18 protein-coding genes are annotated in these 18,086 nt (G+C 71.0%); 8 read left to right on the plus strand and 10 right to left on the minus strand.

Translation table 11 applies throughout. The annotated features are described in order from the left end of the window. Window positions 1-16: 16 nt before the first annotated feature. The 4 genes from MFF21_RS18190 to MFF21_RS18205 form a co-directional block, all read right to left on the minus strand. Complete coding sequence (locus MFF21_RS18190) at window positions 17-2,830, minus strand: caspase family protein (RefSeq protein WP_096483516.1); 2,814 nt, start codon at window positions 2,828-2,830, stop codon at window positions 17-19. A 521-nt stretch (window positions 2,831-3,351) separates the two neighbouring features. Beyond that, complete coding sequence (locus MFF21_RS18195) at window positions 3,352-4,560, minus strand: hypothetical protein (RefSeq protein ID WP_096483518.1); 1,209 nt, start codon at window positions 4,558-4,560, stop codon at window positions 3,352-3,354. Window positions 4,561-4,664: 104 nt separating this feature from the next. Then, window positions 4,665-5,642 carry a hypothetical protein gene (locus MFF21_RS18200; RefSeq protein ID WP_096483521.1) on the minus strand — a complete coding sequence of 326 codons (978 nt, stop codon included), beginning with the start codon at window positions 5,640-5,642 and terminating at the stop codon, window positions 4,665-4,667. Between the two features lie 45 nt (window positions 5,643-5,687). Continuing rightward, on the minus strand, window positions 5,688-6,254 hold the full coding sequence (locus MFF21_RS18205) for a DNA-binding protein (RefSeq protein ID WP_096483523.1): 567 nt from the start codon (window positions 6,252-6,254) through the stop codon (window positions 5,688-5,690). Window positions 6,255-6,526: 272 nt separating this feature from the next. Here MFF21_RS18205 and MFF21_RS18210 point away from each other — a divergent pair, with 272 nt between their 5' ends. The 7 genes from MFF21_RS18210 (at window position 6,527) to MFF21_RS18240 (ending at window position 12,842) form a co-directional block, all read left to right on the plus strand. Continuing rightward, entirely contained in the window at window positions 6,527-7,156 is a 630-nt protein-coding gene (locus MFF21_RS18210) for a hypothetical protein (protein ID WP_096483526.1), read from the plus strand. Window positions 7,157-7,522: 366 nt separating this feature from the next. Further along, on the plus strand, window positions 7,523-7,837 hold the full coding sequence (locus tag MFF21_RS18215) for a hypothetical protein (protein ID WP_096483528.1): 315 nt from the start codon (window positions 7,523-7,525) through the stop codon (window positions 7,835-7,837). Between the two features lie 192 nt (window positions 7,838-8,029). Further along, the gene (locus MFF21_RS18220; RefSeq protein ID WP_096483530.1) at window positions 8,030-8,608 is read left to right on the plus strand and encodes a GIY-YIG nuclease family protein; all 579 of its coding nucleotides are present in this window, start codon (window positions 8,030-8,032) and stop codon (window positions 8,606-8,608) included. Beyond that, complete coding sequence (locus MFF21_RS18225) at window positions 8,608-9,489, plus strand: metallophosphoesterase (RefSeq protein WP_238312687.1); 882 nt, start codon at window positions 8,608-8,610, stop codon at window positions 9,487-9,489. Before MFF21_RS18220 ends, MFF21_RS18225 begins: the two co-directional genes overlap by 1 nt. Next, window positions 9,486-11,630: an AAA family ATPase gene (locus MFF21_RS18230; protein ID WP_162296252.1), complete on the plus strand. Its 2,145-nt coding sequence runs from the start codon at window positions 9,486-9,488 to the stop codon at window positions 11,628-11,630. Before MFF21_RS18225 ends, MFF21_RS18230 begins: the two co-directional genes overlap by 4 nt. Before the next feature lie 68 nt (window positions 11,631-11,698). Beyond that, window positions 11,699-12,016 (plus strand): DUF6634 family protein, encoded by a 318-nt coding sequence (locus tag MFF21_RS18235; RefSeq protein ID WP_096483535.1) that lies wholly within the window; start codon window positions 11,699-11,701, stop codon window positions 12,014-12,016. Window positions 12,017-12,077: 61 nt separating this feature from the next. Further along, a complete protein-coding gene (locus MFF21_RS18240; protein WP_096483537.1) occupies window positions 12,078-12,842 on the plus strand; it encodes a 3'-5' exonuclease in 765 nt (254 codons plus the stop codon). A gap of 142 nt (window positions 12,843-12,984) precedes the next feature. On the opposite strand, the gene MFF21_RS18245 is transcribed toward MFF21_RS18240, so the two are convergent. The 6 genes from MFF21_RS18245 to MFF21_RS18270 all read right to left on the minus strand — a co-directional run bounded on the left by MFF21_RS18245 (window position 12,985) and on the right by MFF21_RS18270 (window position 16,962). Continuing rightward, window positions 12,985-13,569: a cob(I)yrinic acid a,c-diamide adenosyltransferase gene (locus tag MFF21_RS18245; RefSeq protein ID WP_096483539.1), complete on the minus strand. Its 585-nt coding sequence runs from the start codon at window positions 13,567-13,569 to the stop codon at window positions 12,985-12,987. Window positions 13,570-13,667: 98 nt separating this feature from the next. After that, window positions 13,668-13,841 (minus strand): hypothetical protein, encoded by a 174-nt coding sequence (locus tag MFF21_RS18250; RefSeq protein ID WP_157914096.1) that lies wholly within the window; start codon window positions 13,839-13,841, stop codon window positions 13,668-13,670. A gap of 81 nt (window positions 13,842-13,922) precedes the next feature. Continuing rightward, window positions 13,923-14,414 carry a phosphate-starvation-inducible PsiE family protein gene (locus MFF21_RS18255; protein WP_238312689.1) on the minus strand — a complete coding sequence of 164 codons (492 nt, stop codon included), beginning with the start codon at window positions 14,412-14,414 and terminating at the stop codon, window positions 13,923-13,925. A gap of 115 nt (window positions 14,415-14,529) precedes the next feature. Then, the gene (locus MFF21_RS18260) at window positions 14,530-14,868 is read right to left on the minus strand and encodes a hypothetical protein (RefSeq protein ID WP_096483543.1); all 339 of its coding nucleotides are present in this window, start codon (window positions 14,866-14,868) and stop codon (window positions 14,530-14,532) included. A 168-nt stretch (window positions 14,869-15,036) separates the two neighbouring features. Next, on the minus strand, window positions 15,037-15,516 hold the full coding sequence (locus MFF21_RS18265) for an Hsp20 family protein (RefSeq protein ID WP_096487674.1): 480 nt from the start codon (window positions 15,514-15,516) through the stop codon (window positions 15,037-15,039). 951 nt (window positions 15,517-16,467) lie between these two features. After that, window positions 16,468-16,962: a hypothetical protein gene (locus tag MFF21_RS18270; protein WP_238312691.1), complete on the minus strand. Its 495-nt coding sequence runs from the start codon at window positions 16,960-16,962 to the stop codon at window positions 16,468-16,470. A gap of 101 nt (window positions 16,963-17,063) precedes the next feature. Here MFF21_RS18270 and MFF21_RS18275 point away from each other — a divergent pair. Continuing rightward, a protein-coding gene (locus tag MFF21_RS18275; protein WP_238312692.1) for an IS630 family transposase occupies window positions 17,064-18,019 on the plus strand; the annotation gives its coding sequence in 2 pieces (ribosomal slippage) (window positions 17,064-17,403 and window positions 17,403-18,019; 957 coding nt in all). Window positions 18,020-18,086: the final 67 nt, after the last annotated feature.

The raw sequence follows: 18,086 nt of genomic DNA on the forward strand, positions 1-18,086 counted from the left end.
AATGGTCGGGCGGCGATCACGGCGGCAGCTGACTTGCGATCAGCGCCTTCAGCGCGTCCACCCACTCGGTGTCGCCGGCGGCACCACCGACGAACACCGAGGGCGTCGCGGCGATCGGCAGGGCGCGGAACCCGTCCCGCTGCCGGCCGAGAGCGGCGCGGGCTGCCTCGTCCGCGACGCAACGGGCCGGATCGTCGGGCGCTCCGGCAAGGCCGTCGAGCAGACGCGCGAAGGCCCCGAGCCGCTCCTGCGCGGTCGCCAGCCGCGCCCACTCCGCCTGGGCGTTCATCAGGGCGACGAACAGACGGAAGCGATCCGCCGGAATCGCCGCGCAGGCCGCCACCAGCGCGGCTTCGAGGGCGCCGGCATCGTCGTCGCGCCAGACCGGACGCACTTCGAAGCGGACCGTCGCCGGATCGGAGAAGGCCATGATCGCCGGCCGGAGCACGTCGTAGGCGAAGCGCTGGCAGGCCGGGCAATCCGCGGCGAGGAAGGCCGTCACCGTGACGGGCGCATTCGCATCTCCGCTCGCGAAGGCGTGGTTAGCGGCGCGGTCACGCGCGAGGCTCGCCTCCGTCCAGGCGCGATCGAGTTCCGTCCGCGCCCGCAGCGCGATTTCCGGGGCCGGGAGCCGCTGCTCGATGAAGCGCCAGATCGCGATGGCCTGCGCCGGATCGCGTTGCGCGAGCGCGCCGTAACGCAGCATGTCCGCACGCAGGGCGAGCGCCCAGGGCGCGTCGCGCAGGTCGTGACGCTCCGCCAGCGCCCGCGCGGCGGCGGGGTCGGGCGCGACGAGGATGGCACCGTCCGCACCGCGGTAGCCATGCGCCAGGAGCGTGGCGAGCTGCTCGGCGGCCTTGCCGCTGCCGGCCGCCGCCGCCCGTCGCAGCCAGAGGAGGGCCTGTGCCATGTCCGGCGCGTGCCCGTCGCGGGGATCCAGCGCATCGTCGATGAAGACCTGGATCGCAGCGGGAAATCCGGCCTCCGCCGATCGCCGGAGAAGGCTGGCCGTCGGTTCGGAGCGCAGGGCCTTCGCACCGTCGAGGGCGTCGGCCTCCATGCGCAGGCGTGCACGCCAGTACAGGCCGGGCGGATCGTCCGCCCCGGCCGCGGCCGCCATCAGGTCGCGGCGTTCGGTTTCGGATAGCCGCAGGGCGGGATCGGACGGCGCGAGGTCGAGCCATTCCGCGGTGGCGGCCGGCAGCCCGGCGGATGCTGCACGGCGCAGCCATGCGTGGTAACGGGGGATCTGGACCTCTCCCCCGGCGAATGCCGATCCGCTGCGATAGAGCTGTGCCGCGGCATACGCGGCCTTGCCGCTCGGATCGGAGGCCGCCGCCTCCGAAAGGGCCGTGTCGAGCCCCTCGGCCGGATCGGCGGCGTCGCCGTGTCCCGTCAACACCGAGAAGCTCTTCGCCGCGCTCTCGCGCAGCAGCTTCGCGAGCAGCACGCCCCGTGCGCCGGCCGCGTCGAGGTCCCGCGCGAGATCGCGCAGGTTGACGTCGAGTCTCTGGAGACGGTCGCCGAGCATCCAGCCCAGGACTCGCCCACGCGGCAGATCCGTGGCGGCGGCGCGGCGGCCGAAGGCGGCCGCTTCGGCGAGAAGCCTTGCGCGGTCGTCTCCGGCTTCTGCCTGCCGCGCCTGTCTGTCGGCGGCCATGGCCTTCAGGGCGAGGGCCTTGGGATCGCCCGCGGCGAAGCCCGCCTCGACGACCTGCCTCCGGTCGCGGTCGGCCATGCCCGTCTCGACGATGGCATCGTTGCTGAGGCTGAGGCACCAGTCGCGGCGGGTGAGGCCATACCGATCCAGTTGTCCGTCCCAAGGCGGCGCGCAGGCGAAGTCGTAGGCGCTGCCGTCGAGGAGCCCCGCCCTGAGGAGGAGCCCGGTGCGGGTCTCGGGATAGGCGGCGAACCAGAAGCCGCCCGCCACGGTGAGGGACAGCGCCGCCGCGCCGGCCGCGATGCGCGCCGCGACCCGTCTCCGGCTCGGGCGGCGAGGCCGCCGGCTCCAGCTTCGGCGCCGGACCTCGTCCTCGGCCGTCAGGGTCAGCGGCGGCAGCGCGCCCTCGCGGTAGACCGCCACGGTCTGCGTGTTCGCGGTCCACAGGCTGACCTTGGCGGCGACGGTATCGACCACGTCCTGGATGCGCGTGCCCGGCACGAGCAAGCCGGGCATCTCCTCGATCAGCGCGAGGGCGAAGGGACTGTGGTTCCCCCAGCCGTCCTCGGCGCTCGCGGTCGCGGCCGTGGAATAGACCAGTTCCGTCGGGCGCGGCAGGCGGCTGCGCACCATGCCTTGCGTGGCGGAGGCATCGCCGGACCCGTCCTCCACGAATTCGTTCCGACAGGTATCGAGGACGATCACCGTCGCCTTGCGCGCGCGGCGCCCGAGTTCCCTGGCGAGGGTATCGAGCGGCATCGCGCGGGTGGCGAGATGGCGGAGGCCGGTGATCTCCGCGGCGATGGGGATGAGGAAGTTCGCTCCCTCCGCCTGGACCCCATGGCCCGCATAGTAAACGAAGGCGACCGCATCGGATCCGGCCGCGTCGACGGCGTCGGCGTACGCGACGAGGGCCTCCTGCATGGCGGGCAGGGTCGCGTCCGTCAGGAGGCGGACGGAGAAGCCCAGCCCTTCCAGTCCCCACGCCACGTCCCGCGCATCGCGGACCGGGTTCGCCAGAGGTCGGTCGCGATACCGGGCGTTGCCGATGACGAGAGCGAGACGCGGCTCATGGCGGGAAGCGGCCTCGACCGGCGCCCGCGCGGTCTTGAGCGGACGTGGAGATTCGGCCTCGCTCAGGCTCGACAGATCGAACCGACGATGGGGCATGTCTCACGATCGTGTGGGTCACGCCATCGACGGCGCGGCCCGGAGAGAACCGGAAGCCCAACGATAACGGGGATCGAGACCGGGCACCATCATGCGAGTTGCGGGCGGGAGGGTCTTTCTTAGGAATGGCATCGCTCGGTTCTGCTCAGCCACCAGCCCGGTCAGTTACCGGCAAGAGACTTCCGTGAAGTGGCCTGCCGCGGTCCTGTCAGGCAGGAGATTCAGCAATCTGCCCGTCTACGTGGTTCCTGGCAATCACGATCGCCGGGAGCCTTTCCAGCAGGCATTCGCCGCGGAGTGGTATCTACCTGCGGTAGGATCTTCGAACTTCAGCGTCGATCGCGATCCGGTGCTGCTGATTGGTCTCGACCGCCTGCTCGCCGGAGATAGTTCCGGAAGCCTCGTGCCGGAGACTCTGGCCTTCCTGGAGGCCGCGCTTGCGGGGCGCCTCGGCACGCAGACTTGTCCCGTCCAGTCGGCTGAAACCGGAGATGGGTCGTGCGAGACCACGGTTAACGCAACTATAAGTGTTGGCTCATCTTCGCGGCGGTCTCGGCAATTCCAGGTTCTCGCGAAATCACGTCGCCGTCTTTCTTTACGGGAGCACGATCGTTTTCGCGAGAAGGCGTCCGGGTCCCGATCCCGCCCAGGACCTGTTCGGCACGGGCACGTTGGCGTGCGGCATAGTCGGCCCATAGGGAATCGCCTTCGCGGTGGGAACGCGCACCGGCGGCGGGACGAGGGGGCGGCGCGATCGGCGGGAGATCGCTCAGATCCTCGCCGGTCCCCGGTGGCGACGATGCCCCGACCCGTCGCTCGGCGCGCAGTGCGGCGCGCTCCTCCAGGAGAAGCACCCGAACGAGATCGGCCCGGGGCAGGCCGTCGACGGCCCATCCGCTGCCGGCTTCGGCGTAGTACCGGGGGGCGGAGCGGTCGGAGGCGTGCCCGGCCAGCGCGGCGATCACCCACGGCGCCAGTCCCGCCCGCTTCCAGGTCGCCAGTGCGACATGCCGCAGGGAGGTGAAGGCCACGCGCGCGATCCCGAGCCCCTCGCAGAGCCGGCCGAGTTGTTCGGCCGCCGCCCGGTACCAGCCGTCGTAGTCGCCATAACGCCCGACCATCTCGTCGCGCAGCCGGAGATAGGCACAGATCGCCCGGCGCACGAGGGGGCTCATCGCGCCGAGGTCGAGCCGGCGCTCTGGGGCGCCCGCCCTGTCGGCGTTGGCCTTGGCGTTGCGGAGCACGAGCCACGTCCCTTCGAGGCGTGCATCGCCGCCCTCGATCGGACGATGGCCGATCCGCGAGTGGACGAAGACCGCCAGCGCCAGCATCGCAGGGGCCCGTTCCGCCGGGTTCGCCCATACGCGCTCCGCGAGGGCGGCCAGAAGCCGGCGAACCTCGTCGGCAGGGACGCTCCGGCGCTTGCGCGACGCGGTCCGCGGCCGGTCGGGACGGCCCCGCCGCCGCTGAAGCGCCGCCTCGACCCGCGCGTGCAGGGCATCGCGGCGGCCCGGATCGTCCGGGACGAGGCTGCGCAGCATGGCGGCGATCTGCGCGCGGTAGAGGCAGACGGTCCTCGTGACCAAGACGCCGGGATCGGTCTCGATGGAGGTGACGAGGGCTTCGGCCCGATCGGCGATGTCCGGATGGGTGGACCGGGCCCGGCGCAGATGACGCTCCCCACCGTGGAGATAGGCTTCATGGGTCTCCGGCTTGGCCTGGGGCTTCATTGCCTCTTACTCCACGCCATCTGCCTCTTACTCCACGGCATCATGGTCTTATTCCACGCCATTGCCGACGATGCGGAGCCTGCCGTCAGCGTCGCCCGACGTCGTCACGGGATGTGCGCCGGCTTCCGTTCCTCACCCCTCTCGGACGACAACGGCAGGCCGTCAGGCTCCACGGAGACCGGATTGGTCGACGCCGGATAGAGGATCCTGTTCAGCACCTGCTCCGACACGCCGAACGGCCGGCCGGGACGGCCATCTCCGCCGGTCGCTACGCCCATCGCCGCGGTTCGGACCGGAGTGTCGGCCTGATCGAGAGCAGGCTCATCCTCGACGGCGACCTCGCCCGGATCCGGGATGGTGAGGGAGGGCGTATCCAGCGGGAATACCGGATCGGCGTCCTCAGCCGCCGGACAGGACGCCGCATCGGCGGACATGTCATCCTCGTCCCCGTTCCCGACCGTCGCCCCATCCGACGCAGCGCCGACCAGCGAGGGCTGGTCCACGAAAACCTCACCGGTCTCCACCACCTCCGGTATGGACACCGTCTCGGGGCCAGCGGCGTCTTCATCGGACGCGGGCGGCGCGTATGCGTCGATCTCGTGCAGGCGATAGGCCCCCGCCCCGATTCCGAGATCGTCGAGGAGGGAGCGCGCCGCGTCCGCCGTGACCGGCCCGCGGAAGCCGGCCCAGCCCGCATGCCGGGGCGCCGGCTTGAGGCCCGCCCCCGCCAGGGCCATCGCGACCCGAGCCGCCTTGGTGGGATCGACGAGGAGGAGCGTCTCGCCGGCGGCCAGCGGCTGGGCGCCGCGGATCCCGGCATAGATCGTCTCGCCCCGTTCCAGGACGGACGCCCGCTTCCTGGGATCGCGCAGGACGTCCTCGATCAGGGCGGCGATACCGCAGCCCATCGCCGGGGTGTCGATGAACTCGCGCACGTCGCGGATCTTGCACCCAAGCAGCAGGTTCTTCTGCCCCGTGCCGCGCATGGTCCGCAGGTTGGCGAGGGCGCCCTTGCGCTCTCTGTCGAGATTGGCCGCCTTCGGGGACCGGGTGACGGGATTGGCCTTGGGCTTGCGGGGCATGAAGCTATCTCCGGGAAAGGGGCGCGTGGGAAGGCGCGTGAAGGTCTACGAGGCGCGCTCGCCTCGTCCGGCCTCGCCCTCGATCACCCGCAGGCCGGCCACCGGTTCGGGACGGCTGCCGAGAAGCCCCCGCAGATCCCGGTTGACGCCGGCGAGTGCCGAGACCTCGCCCGAGAGCCTGGCCCGGTGCGCGGCCTCCTCCTGGCGGGCGGCTTCCGCCGCGGCGAGGCGCCGTTCCAGATCGGCGGCTCTCTCCGTCAGCTGCGCGAGCGCCACGTCGCGGGCGGCGAGTTCGGCCTCGACGTGGGCCAGGGCCGCCGTCAGCTCGCCGATCTCGGCCGCGGCGGCCTGGCGTTCGTCGCCGAAGGTGCCGGAGGCGAGCGGATAGGCCGTGCGCCACACTGCGGTCGCCACCGCCGTGACGTGGGCGTTGAGCTCCTCCGGGACGGGTGGGACCTCCTGCTCCCGGGCAATCCACGATTGCCGGTAGCGCTTGATCGTCGACCAACTCCCGCGATTGCCCAGCTCGGCGCGGATCGCCTCGTATTTGGGTTCCTCGCCGCGGCCATCGAGCACGTCGCAGGCGTGATGGACTTCCGCTTCGGTGATCACGCCAGCATCTCCCGGGTGTAGGAACGACGAGCCGCTACGATTCTACGGCCCGTCCGGATTCGTCCGGACGCGCCGTCGCAGTCGCGTGGCACCAATCTGGAATATTCCGGACTATGCTGTCAACCTGGCATGAATGGGACAGCCCGGTCATGGCTCCTTCGAATGCGGAAGATGACGCACGACCCTACGCCTTGCCGTCATGACAGGACGCCATCTTGACGGGATGCCGGCATCGCGCTCTCTACCCGCACGGAAGCCCGGGGACCGACGTGATGGGACGCGACCGCGACACGGCAGGAGATGGCGGATCCGCCGAGACGGCCGAGCGCGGCATGACCAAGACCACGCTCTATGTCTCGCGATCCCTGCATCGCGCCATCAAGCGGGCCGCTCTCGACGAGGGTTTGAGCCTGAACGCTTTCCTCCTCGCCGCGATCGAGCATCGCCTCGGTTCCGGCGTCTCCGCCTCGCCGGGCTCTTCCGGCACGCCGGTTCGGCGGCCGGAAGAGCGGAGTGAGGCATCCCTCGGAACGCAGGGCGATCTGCACGCCGCCCTCGACCAGCTCAGGGACCGTCTCGCCGCCGTGGAACAGGCGCTGGCGCGGGGAGGACAATCGGATGGGCCCTCCCCCGCCCCGCCGCGCCGCCCCCTTTCCGTGGCACAGGTCCGCCGGGTCGTCCGGGAGATCCTTCTCGATCATGGGGCGCCGCTGCCGCATCGCGACCTCGTCGACATCCTGCTCCACGAGCGCAAGCTGCCGCTTCCGGGGCGGGACCCCAGCGAGAATCTGAGAACGATTCTGGTGCATCCCAAGGCGCAGGGATTTCGATTCATGCGCCGGCGCGGCTACTGGGTCGACGACCGTCCCCTGCCGCCGGAGGAGCCGGCGACATCGGACTGATCTCCTGCGCGATCCCACTGACGCTCGATGAGTGTGTCCGGGCGAGTTTCGCCTATGGCACAGAACGGAATCGTTCGCCGTTCGGTCGCAGATCAGCGGCGGCCCAATCCTGTCCGACCACCGCCAACAGCGTACACGCGGAAAGACGTTAAGGTAAAAATCCGACCCGAGACATTATTTTCTATTTCGGGCTTGTACTCCCGGCCAAGCTCACCAGATGATCACCTAGGGCAGGCGAACGTCTTGCCCGACGTGGGATATTAGGTCCCGGCGTGTCGCCTGTTCCAGAGGCGGCCGCCAGCGCGGGTTCCAGCCGCGCCAGCGACCTGACCATCCGCGTCTTCTGTGGTGACAGGAGACAACAGCATGGCTGAGGCCATCTACGGCGGACGCATGTCCGCGTGCAACACCGTCCGGCCCACCCTCGCCGGTTCGACGCCCCCTCACCCCGACCTCGTCGTCCACCCGCTGATCACCCCCGAGGTACAGGTCGCCCTGCTCGCGGCCGTGGACGAGACCGGCGATGCCAGCCTCGGCGACCTCGCCGACGCCATCGCCCCACACCCGCAGCCGATCTCGGCGGTCCTCGCCCTGGTCGACGCCGGGGTGCTGGCCATCGACCTCGTCTCGGCCTTCGACGCCTCCTGCCGCGTCTGGCGGATCGACACCGCGCGCCACTGACCTTTCATCGCAGCCGGCGGTCCCTGACCGCCGCGGCGTCCATGCCAGGCCCACGCCCGGCATGCGTCTCCACGCGCCCGGCCGGTCCCGGCCGGACGATGCGCGGCACCTGACGCCGCGCGTCCTCGCCACACCCTTCCCCTTCAGAGCGACGCACCGACCGCGCCTGCGCGGCGGTGTGGGAGATCCCGCATGCCGTTCCTCATCACCCGGCTCCTCCACCTCCTCCGCCTCGCCGTCTCCATCGGCTTCCCCGTCCCCGGCAGCAGCCTGCGCGTCGCCGGCGACAGCCTCACCGGCCTGCAGGTCGTGGCCGCGGACTGGGCCGACCTGCCCCGCCTCCAGGCCTGGCTCGCCGAGAGGAAGTACGGCGGCGTGTACCTCCTCGTCGGTCGCCGCGACGGCCGCGCGAGGGTGCGGGTCGGCGAGGGCGTGAAGCTCTGGACGCGGCTCGGCGATCACAAGGCGGACCCGCAACTGGATTTCGTCGAGGAGGTCTACGCCCTCGTCTCGCCCGTCTTCCACAAGGGTGCGACGGTCTACCTCCAGGAGGCCCTGTCGGAGATCGTCCAGGCCGAGCCCGGGCTCGACTATCACAAGGGCTGCGGGCCCCTGGCCGATTTCCCCCTCGGCGAGGGCGAGCGCAAGGCGCTCGATCTCGCGATGCTGCTCGGGCTGAACCTGTTCTGCGCCGCGGGCCTGCGGGTTCTGCAACCGGGTCAGAGCCGGCTCGCCCGGCAGGTCGCCGCGCTCATGGCGGAGGCGGCGTGATGACCGGCCGCACGAACCCTGCGGCGGGGGCGACCCCCGCCGGGCCGCCCGACATCCCGGCAGCGGCACCGGCATCGGTGCTGCGCGTCCAGATGATCAGCGACCTGCACGTCGACGTCGCCGATACCCGCGCGCTGAAGCTCGCCCCCGGCGCCGACCTCGTCGTCGTGGCCGGCGACACCTGCGCGGGCGCCGCGACGGCACTCGCCACCCTGCGCCGGCATATCCCTGCGCCGGTGCCGATCGTCACGGTGCTGGGCAATCACGAGCATTACGGCAGCACGATTGAGCACGAGCTCGACCGCGCCCGGGAGGCCGCCGCGCACCTCGACATCACCCTGCTGGAGGACGAGGTCGCAGAGATCCGCGGCGTCCGCTTCCTCGGCTGCACGCTCTGGACGAGCTACACCCTGTTCGGAGCGCGGCACCGGGCGGTGGCGATGGCCGCCGCGCTGCGCGGGATGAACGACCACCGGGCGATCACGATCGGGCGCGGATCGGAGCGGCAGCGGTTCCTGCCGGCCGACGCCGCCGCCCTGCATGCGGCCTCGGTCCGGTTCCTCGACACGACCCTGGCGCTGCCGTTCGAGGGGCCAAGCGTGGTGGTCACCCACCACGCCCCGCATCCGGTCTGCATCGCGCCGCGCTTCGGCCGCGATCCGCTGAGCGCCAGCTTCGCCAGCGACCTGTCGGCGCTGATCGATGCCCGGCAGCCCGCCTGCTGGATCAGCGGCCACACCCACCACGCGGTCGATACCCGCCTCGGGGCCACCCGGCTCGTCTCGAACCCGCACGGCTACCCCGGCGAGTGCCGCGACAGCTTCGATCCCGCCCTCGTCATCGAGATCCCGCTGGCCCCGCGGGGGGAGGAATGCCCGTGAACCGCCAAGACGATGCATACACCCAGCCGGCGGCCGCTCCCGCCGACCTACCCGCCGACCTCCTCTCCAGCGAAGCGGTAACGGGCGACGGTGCCCCCGTAACCGGGATGGTCGAGGGCATCGCGGACGCCGTCGCGACGGTCCTCGACCTCGACCGGGCGATCCCCGACCTCCTCGACTTCGACGGGGCCGGCGATGGCGCGGCCGTTGCCGCCGCCGATGGCGGACGCCCTGGGTGGCAGGGCTGGCGCGGCGTGCGCCGATTCGACGGCCTCGGCCAGCCGACCGAGTTGCTCGTCGAGATCGCCCTGGAAGCGGTGCTGCTGCCGCGCCTGCGTCGAGCCCTGACCAAGGCCGAGCCGGTCGTGGTGCTCGTCACCGTGCCCGGCCCGGCCTGGGTGAAGCCGGTCGAGGCGGCGATCCGGCGCGCCAGCGGCCGCCAGGCGGAGTGCATCGCCCGCGCCGTGGCGCCCCGCCCCTCCGCCGGCAGCGATCCCGATGCCGAAGCAGCCGACCTCGTCGCCCGTGGATACCCTGTGGTGGCGATCGCCCCGGACCGGGCCTGGCTCTCGCCGCTGCTCGTGGCCGCCGCCGACCACATCCTCGCCATCCCGCCCCTCGACGCCGCTCAGGTCGCCCTCGCGATCCGCGTCTGGTGCGGGCGCCGGACGCGGGCGGTCCTGGAGCCGGGCGACCTCTCCGGGCTCGACCTGCCCGATCTCGCCGCTGCCCTGCGACCGGGGACCACCCCTTCCGCCTGCCTCGACCGGATCCGCCGGGCGAGCCGGGCCCGTCTCGGCCCGGTCGCGGGCGAGGCGGTCACCCCCCTCGACCGGCTGACCGGGTACGGCGAGGCCCATGTCTGGGCGACCCGGACGGTCGCCGACATCGCCCGGGTGCGCCGCGGCGAGATCCCGGCCTCGACCCTGGAGGGGGCCGTGCTGTTCGGGCCGCCCGGCACGGGCAAGACCCTGCTCGCCCGCTCCCTCGCCCAGGCCTCGGGCGTGATGGTCGTCGAGACCAGCGTCGGTGCGTGGTTCGCCGGCAGCCCGGGCTTCCTGGACAGCATCACCAAGCAGATCGCTCAGTTCTGCGATCGGCTCGCCCTCGCCGCCAGGCAGGACGGCTGCGCCATCGGCTTCTGCGACGAACTCGACGCCCTGCCGAACCGCGCGCGCATGGATGAGCGCAGCGCCTCGTGGTGGAACCCCGTCGTCACCTACTGTCTCATCCGCTTCGAGAGCCTGCGCAAGGCCGGCGTCATCCTGATCGGCGCGACCAACCACCTCGACACGATCGACGCCGCCCTGCTCAGGCCGGGCCGCTTCGACCGGCAGTTCGCCATCGCCCCGCCGGACGAGGCCGGGCGGGCGGGGATCCTGCGCGGTCACCTGGGAGAAGATCTCGCCGGAATCGACCTGACGCCGGCGGCGCGCCTGTCCTCCGGCATGACCGGCGCGACGCTGGCGGCCTGCGTGCGTGCCGCCCGATCCCGGGCGCAGGCGGCCGGGCGGCCGATGCAGCTCGCCGACCTCCTGGCCGAGATCGCCCCGGCCGAGACGCGCTCGCCCGCCCGCCTGCGCGGCGTCGCCCTGCACGAGGCCGGGCACGCCCTGGTCGCCCACCGCGCCGGCCTCACCGTCGTGCAGGTCTCGACCCGATCCGGATCGCGGCACGACGGATCGACGGTGTTGCGCCTGTCCGATCCCACCCCCGACCGCGCCGGCCTGGAGCGGCAGGTGGTCGGCCTGCTTGCCGGGCGTGCCGCCGACGCGGTGCTCGGCGAGGGCGTCACCGCCGCGGCGAGCGCCGACCTGCGCGAGGCGACGCGCCTGCTCGCGGCGCTGCATGCCAGCCTCGGGCTCGGCGCCACCCTGCGGGCAGTCGTCGACCAGGAGCACGCCGCCGTCCTACTGCGCGAGGATCCGGCCCTCGCCGCCCTGGTCGAGGCGGACCTGCGCCGCCTGCAGGGCGTGGCCGAAGGGCTTGTGCGCGCCGACCGCGCGGCGATCCTGGCGCTCGTCGAGGCCTTGCTCGCGCGCCGCATCCTCACCGGCGACGAGGTGGCCGAGATCGCCGCCCGGCACCGGCCGCGGATCCGGGTTCCCGCCGGACGGCGGCAGCGCATGCCGGCCCCGTGAGGCCGAACGCCCTCCTCATCCTCCCTGGCATCCACAGCCCGTCGACGAATCCGAACGAGGACACTCGCATGAGACCTGCGAACCTGGAACTGCACCTCGGCGTCGACGAAGCGGTGTGCCTGGAGCACGCGCTGGCCGCCTTCGACCGCCTGATCGCCGGGGCCGCCCCGGACCCGGCCGAGTTCGCCGCCGCGCCGATCCTCGGCGACTGGCACCGTGCCATCGTTCCGGCGCCCGAGCCGGTGCTGGTCGGGCAGGTCGCGGGCCACCCGCGCCTGCCCGGCGCGCGCCGCGTGGTCACCTCGCGGCTGCTCCTGCTCGACGAGACGGCCGGGTGGGCGAGGACCGTCAACCGCCTGTACCGGCTGAAGACACCGCCCCGGTGAGCGGAGCTGCACGCACCGCCGCTCAAGCCTCGCACTCGATCGGAATCACGGGGAGACAGGGATGAACGAGACCGTCGTCGTCTTCGACCTGGAGACGGTTCCCGATCTCGCGGCGGTCGCCCGGGTGCACGGGCTCGATCCTGCCGACGAGGACGCGGCTCGGGGCAAGCTCGGCACGGCCTTCCCCAAACTGATCTTCCACCGCATCGTCTGCATCGGCGCCCTCGTCGCCGAGCGGGTGGACGGGGCGTGGAAGGTCCGGGCCCTCGGCGCTCCCCACATCGGCGAGCGCTCCGAGCCGACGCTGATCGCCGACTTCGCCGCGCGGATCGAGCGCCTGCGGCCGCGGCTGGTGAGCTTCAATGGTCACAACTTCGATCTGCCGACGATCCGCTATCGCGCGATGATCCACGGCATCGCCGCTCCGGGCCTGACCTGCCGCCCGTATTACCGGCGCTACGACGAGTCCGCCCTCGACCTCTGCGACGTTCTCGCGAACCACGATGCCCGGGCGCGGATCGGCCTCGACGCCCTGTGCCGGGCGATGGGCCTGCCCGGCAAGCCCGAGGGCATGGACGGAAGCGCCGTCGCCGACCTCGTCGCACAGGGCCGGCTCGATGAGGTCGCGGCGTACTGCCAGGCCGACGTCACCGCGACCTATCGGATCTTCCTCGCCCACGAGCATCTGCGCGGCGCTCTCTCACCGGATGAGTTTGCACGGAGCAGCGAGGATCTCGCCACGTTCCTCGCCCGCACGGCAAGCGCGACTCCTGAGGTTCCTGCGATCGCCGCTGGCGATGGTCGAACCTCAGGTTCTGCGCTCTGACAGGAAACCATCACCGGCACCCACATCCCCGTGCGTGACGGCCGTGGCCTTCTCCGGAAGACCGCTGCTCCGCATCCCGAGCAACGGATCCGGTCCGAGGTCACCGGCCAGATCCGCCATTGCCGAGGGCGCGCGGTCACCTCTATCCGCTGCGATCTCCGCCACCTCGATGAGGCGCCGGTTGCCAGATCTCGCCGGCCCCCTCGCGCCGGTTCTCGATCCTCGCCAGCACGAAGAGCAGGTCGGAGAGCCGGTTGATGTATCGGATGATCGCCGGCGTGATCGGTTCCTGGAACGCCACCTCGACGATCTCCCGCTCGGCCCGGCGTACGACGGAGCGGGCGACATGCAGCGCCGCCGCGGCGCGCGTTCCGCCGGGCAGCACGAAGGAGTCCAGAGCGGGCAGCCCCGCATTGTGACGTTCGATCGTCGCCTCGATCCAGGCGACCCGCTCGTCGGTGAACCTCGTCGGTTCGACCTTCAGGCCCCCGCGCTCCGGCCGGCACAGGTCCGCGCCGATGTCGAACAGGTCGTTCTGGATCTGGCCGAAGATGTCGGCTGCTGCCTCGCTCACATCCAGCCGTGCGAGCCCGATGAAGGAGTTGGCTTCGTCGATCGATCCGTTGGCGGCGACCCTGATATGAAACTTCGGCAGCCGCGCCCCGTCGCCGAGCGCGGTGCGACCGTCGTCGCCCGTGCGGGTGGTGACCCGATTGATCTTGACCATGGTGAATTGATGCGGAAGCGATCGGGTGTATTGCCCGCGCTCGCCTCACACCGGCATCTTACCCGCTCGCTCCAGCGCCGCAAGCGGTGTGGTTCGTTCTACCCCGTGACGACCTCGATCTGCTCCCGCGGGAGCGCCCTCCACCACGCATCCCGAGCACGCATCGCCTCGTAGGTCAGGCGCAGAACATGCTCGGGCCGGCGGTGGGTGGGGTCGAGCGCCGCCCACGCCTCGTTGCGCGCGACCAGCACGTCCCACGGCAGGTCGAACACCTTCCACGCGATCGTGATGCCGTAGCGGCCCCTGGAAGCCGTTCGGATCCTGGTCGCGTTCGCCGACGCGCTCGTCAGCCGTCAGGAGGCTGCTTGCCGTCGCGCCTGACAGCTCAGCCCCGCCCCTATCCCGGTCTCCGCCTCCCCCCGTTCCTTGCGGTCCTGATCGCGCACGAGCCAGTAGACGGCGCCCAGCGCGAGCACCGCCGCGGCGAGGCCGAGGATGGTCAGCGGCTCGACCTTCGTCGCGTCGAGGACGATGAACTTGCGCGCGAGCGCCAGCAGGGCGATCAGCACCACCGTCCGCACCTGCACGATGCTGTCGCGCCGTTGCAGCACGCCAAGGATCGTGTGGTTGAACTCCAGCGCGATCAGCACGGTGAAGATCATGCCGAACACTGCCTGGAACACGCTGTGCTCCGCCGGATCGAGCAGCCCGAAGATCAGAAGCGCCCCGATCCGGTGGCACAGATTGATCATCGCCGCGACGACGACGAGGGCGATCAGCGCCGTGAGCACGAGGGCCACCACCTCCTCGAACCGCTGGTAGAGCGTCAGGCTCGGCCAGGCCATCCGGACCTTCCGCAGCGTGTCGGCCGAGGTCCCGGCGGCCTTCCCGGCTCCCCGTCCGTCCGGATCTCCGGTCGTCATCCGTTCCACGGTCACGGTTACCGCCGCTGCGTATCCGTCAGGCGGCGACGGCGACCGCGTCGGGGATCGGGGCCGGCGGCCGGGGCGGCGGCGGATCGTCGTCATCGTCGTCCCGCCTGCGCGGACGGAACGCGTCGCGGATGACACGCAGGGGCCGGCGGCGGGGCACATCCCCAGGCGCCCGGTGCGCGGCGCCGGTCCCGGCGGCATCGAGTTCGGCCAGCGCCGCGAGCACGTCGTCGACGTCCACGACGGCGGCCTTCGTGCCGGGCAACCGGCGCAAGCCCGGGAACGACGCCACCGCGTGCGCGTCGGACGCCCATTCCGCCAGGATCGCGCGCCTGTCCTCCCGCCTCAGGGCCGGATGCGCCAGCACCTCGCGCGGGTGGCCGAATACGTCGCCGGGCCTGGCGAGCGCCAGGGCCGCATCGGCCTCGACGGTTGTCTCTCGAACCTCCTCGCAAACCTCCTCGAACGGCCAAAGCCTGCGGGCCGGGCTGCCGTCACGCAGTCCGGCCCGTGTGCGTAAGGAACGGCGGTGCGGTCAGGCGGCGGCCTGGTGGGCGACCTGCGCGGGCGCGTTGTCCTGGCCGGACGCATCCTGCCGGCCGCCGATGGCGATGCGGCGAGGCTTGAGCGCCTCCGGCACCTCGCGCACGAGGTCGACGGTGAGCAGGCCGTTCTCCAGGCGCGCGCCCGTCACCCTGACGTGGTCGGCGAGGCTGAAGCTCTGCCGGAACTGCCGGGCGGCGATCCCATGGTGCAGGAACTGCCGGGCCGCCTCGGCGTCCTTGCGCTGGCCGGAGATCAGCAGGGCATTCCCGTTCTGGGTGAGCTCGATCTCGTCCTGCGCGAAGCCGGCGACGGCGAGCGTGATGCGGTAGCCGTCCTCGGCGACCTTCTCGATGTCGTAGGGTGGCCAGTTCGCCGGGCTCTCGGCGCGGTTGGCCTGGTCCATCATGTCGAACAGCCGGTCGAAGCCGACCGTCGAGCGGTAGAGAGGCGCAAAGTCGATCGTCCTCATGACCACATCCTCCATATGAGCAATGTGATGACGAAGAGCACCGGGCACCTGTCCCGGCGCCGATTGCCGCGAGCTCCTGGGAGCCTCGCACGCGCGTAACGCAGCCGGCGGCCTCCGGTTCCGGACAAATCTGCGATGGCGCGCTTGTTGGGGATTCGGCGGCGGCGAGGACGGGCCGCTGGAACTCGGGTCGTGAGCACGGTCCAAAGCCATGCGCCCGCCCACCCCTTCGAGCCGGCGGAACAGTCGATGGCCGAGTACGACGGCAGCGGCAGCGCGCGATGATTCCGCAGGACACGTCTCTCCGACGTCATCGCACCGACCGGCCTGCCATGCCCGATATCGAACGACCCCTGCCGGCCTCGGATTTCGACCGGCACGCTCAAACGGGGAGATACAGGTTCAAGACGCAGTTCCAAGTCGAATCGTCGAGACCGAGCGCGTGCTCGGCCTTGTCAAGCCGACCTAAGAATCCGTATGTACACGCTGTCGTAACCACCAGGATCGTCGGGCTGGAAACGCGGAGTGTTCGAGAGCACGGGTCCGGGAATGTGGCGGAGACTCCCTCCGTCTCCGCCATCTACACCCAGCCCGAAAAACTTGTGTCCTCACAACGGGTTGGCGTGCGCCCAAAATCCATTTGTCCCCGATTTGTCCCCGCGGATGCCCCCTGTGGAAAGCCTGGGCGTGAGGGCTGTTCGAACCTGTCGGCAGGGAGCGAGGGGCAGATGCCCTCGTTCGCGAGCCCGACGGCGACTCGCCGGGCCCCGGGGCGGGCGGTCCGCGTCCCTATGCCGACGAGCGGAATGCGCCACCGGGGGCCGCGCGGACCTTCGTGCATCCGCACGCCCAACGCCTGGAGCGCGCCGATGCGCCCGACCCGGCTGGGGATGCGCGACAGGGTCCGCGCCGACCTCGGCCCCGCGGATGCCGCCCCGCCCGACGCGCTGCTTACAACGCGGGCCAGATCACCACGCTCCTGGCCCGCGCACGCTGGCCATCGTTGATGTCCGTCACCTCCCGAGCGGTCGCCGTGCGCCGCGCCCAGGCTTGCCGCCCCGCCGTCGCCGGGGGCATCGCCCTGAGCGCGAGGCCCTTCGACAGCGGGACGTCGAAGCCGCGGCCGATGTCGACCACCGGCACCGGACAGTCGCCGAGGACGTAACCGTGGCCGAACGGGGCATCGAGCAGGGTGACGTCGAGGCCCTTGACCGCCTTGCCGACGTCCATCGTCGCACAGAGCGACGCCAGGTTGGTCGGTAGGCTCGGGTCGTAGGGCCGCAGGTCCACGATCTCCTCCGCCTCCGCGAAAGCCGCATCGCGACCCATGGCCCGTACACGCCGCCACAAGCCCGCCTCCAGGGTGACGCGGAAATCTCGCTCAATGGCTCGAAGGTAATCGGCCTCGGAGGCGTGGGCGTCGGCGTCGGCAATCGCCAGCGCCAACTCCTTCGACCTAGAGCGGTCACCGATCGAATTGAATCGTTTATGGTTTCGGCCGCGGCGGTGATGTGATTCGATGCGCGGCTTTCCGAGGAGGAGAGCCGATGGCGTCTGCCCTGTCCGTTGATCTGCGTGAGCGTGTCGTGGCCGCGATTGAGGCGGGGGCTTCGCGCCGGGAGGCAGCACGACGCTTCGAGGTCAGCCCGGCCAGCGCCGTGCGCTGGCACGGGACCTTCGTGCAGGAGGGTCGGACACACGCCAAGCCGATGGGTGGCGATCAACGCTCACATACGATCGAGGCGCAGGCCGACCTGATCCGGCAGACCTACGAAGCGCAGCCCGAGCTGTTCTTGCACGAATTGCGCGACCGTTTGGCCGAGCAGGGTCTGCGGGTCGGGGTCAGCAGCCTGTCCCGCTTCTTCAAGCGCCACGGCATCACGCGCAAAAAAACACCGGCCACGCCGCCGAGCAGGAGCGGGAGGACGTGAAGGCCGCGCGCCTGTCTTGGTTCGACGGCCTGCTCGATCTCGACCCGGACAAGCTCGTGTTCCTCGACGAGACCGCCACCAACACGAGGATGGTCCGCCGCTATGGACGGGCTCCGCGCGGCGAACTCTGCCGGGTTGCGGTGCCGTTCGGCCACTGGAAAACCATCACCGTCAGCGCCGGTCTGCGCACCAGCGGCCTGATGGCCACCGCCCTCTTCGATGGACCGATGACGGGCGCACGCTTCCGCGACTACGTCGAACAAATCCTCGCGCCAGCCCTCAGGCCCGGCGACACGGTCGTGCTCGACAACCTGCCCGCCCACAAGGTCAGCGGCATCCGCGAGTGCATCGAGGCGGCGGGAGCGAGGCTGCTCTACCTGCCGGCCTATTACCCCGACTTCAACCCGATTGAACGCGCCTTCGCCAAGCTCAAGGCCATTCTTCGTGCCGAGGCTGCTCGCACGATCAGCGACCTCTGGGACACGATCCGACAAGCCTTCAGATGCTTCACGCCACCCGAATGCCGTCACTATCTCGCCGCTGCAGGCTACGACGCATATGATCCAACATGATCGGCACGTCTTCTAGGTCGTGAACCCATAACGGCTGGCACGGATGAGGCGTGCCGTCGTTAGCCTT

The organism is Methylobacterium organophilum, from assembly GCF_022179465.1.
In the GTDB taxonomy this organism is placed as follows: Bacteria; Pseudomonadota; Alphaproteobacteria; order Rhizobiales; family Beijerinckiaceae; genus Methylobacterium; species Methylobacterium organophilum.

What these genes read in the sequence shown, in the direction of transcription:
- MFF21_RS18195 (WP_096483518.1), bottom strand. Translation starts at nt 4,560, where the DNA reads ATGAAGCCCCAGGCCAAGCCGGAGACCCATGAAGCCTATCTCCACGGT.
- MFF21_RS18190 (WP_096483516.1), bottom strand. Translation starts at nt 2,830, where the DNA reads ATGCCCCATCGTCGGTTCGATCTGTCGAGCCTGAGCGAGGCCGAATCT.
- MFF21_RS18255 (WP_238312689.1), bottom strand. Translation starts at nt 14,414, where the DNA reads ATGGCCTGGCCGAGCCTGACGCTCTACCAGCGGTTCGAGGAGGTGGTG.
- MFF21_RS18200 (WP_096483521.1), bottom strand. Translation starts at nt 5,642, where the DNA reads ATGCCCCGCAAGCCCAAGGCCAATCCCGTCACCCGGTCCCCGAAGGCG.
- MFF21_RS18245 (WP_096483539.1), bottom strand. Translation starts at nt 13,569, where the DNA reads ATGGTCAAGATCAATCGGGTCACCACCCGCACGGGCGACGACGGTCGC.
- MFF21_RS18240 (WP_096483537.1), top strand. Translation starts at nt 12,078, where the DNA reads ATGAACGAGACCGTCGTCGTCTTCGACCTGGAGACGGTTCCCGATCTC.
- MFF21_RS18220 (WP_096483530.1), top strand. Translation starts at nt 8,030, where the DNA reads ATGCCGTTCCTCATCACCCGGCTCCTCCACCTCCTCCGCCTCGCCGTC.
- MFF21_RS18265 (WP_096487674.1), bottom strand. Translation starts at nt 15,516, where the DNA reads ATGAGGACGATCGACTTTGCGCCTCTCTACCGCTCGACGGTCGGCTTC.
- MFF21_RS18225 (WP_238312687.1), top strand. Translation starts at nt 8,608, where the DNA reads ATGACCGGCCGCACGAACCCTGCGGCGGGGGCGACCCCCGCCGGGCCG.
- MFF21_RS18235 (WP_096483535.1), top strand. Translation starts at nt 11,699, where the DNA reads ATGAGACCTGCGAACCTGGAACTGCACCTCGGCGTCGACGAAGCGGTG.
- MFF21_RS18210 (WP_096483526.1), top strand. Translation starts at nt 6,527, where the DNA reads ATGGGACGCGACCGCGACACGGCAGGAGATGGCGGATCCGCCGAGACG.
- MFF21_RS18215 (WP_096483528.1), top strand. Translation starts at nt 7,523, where the DNA reads ATGGCTGAGGCCATCTACGGCGGACGCATGTCCGCGTGCAACACCGTC.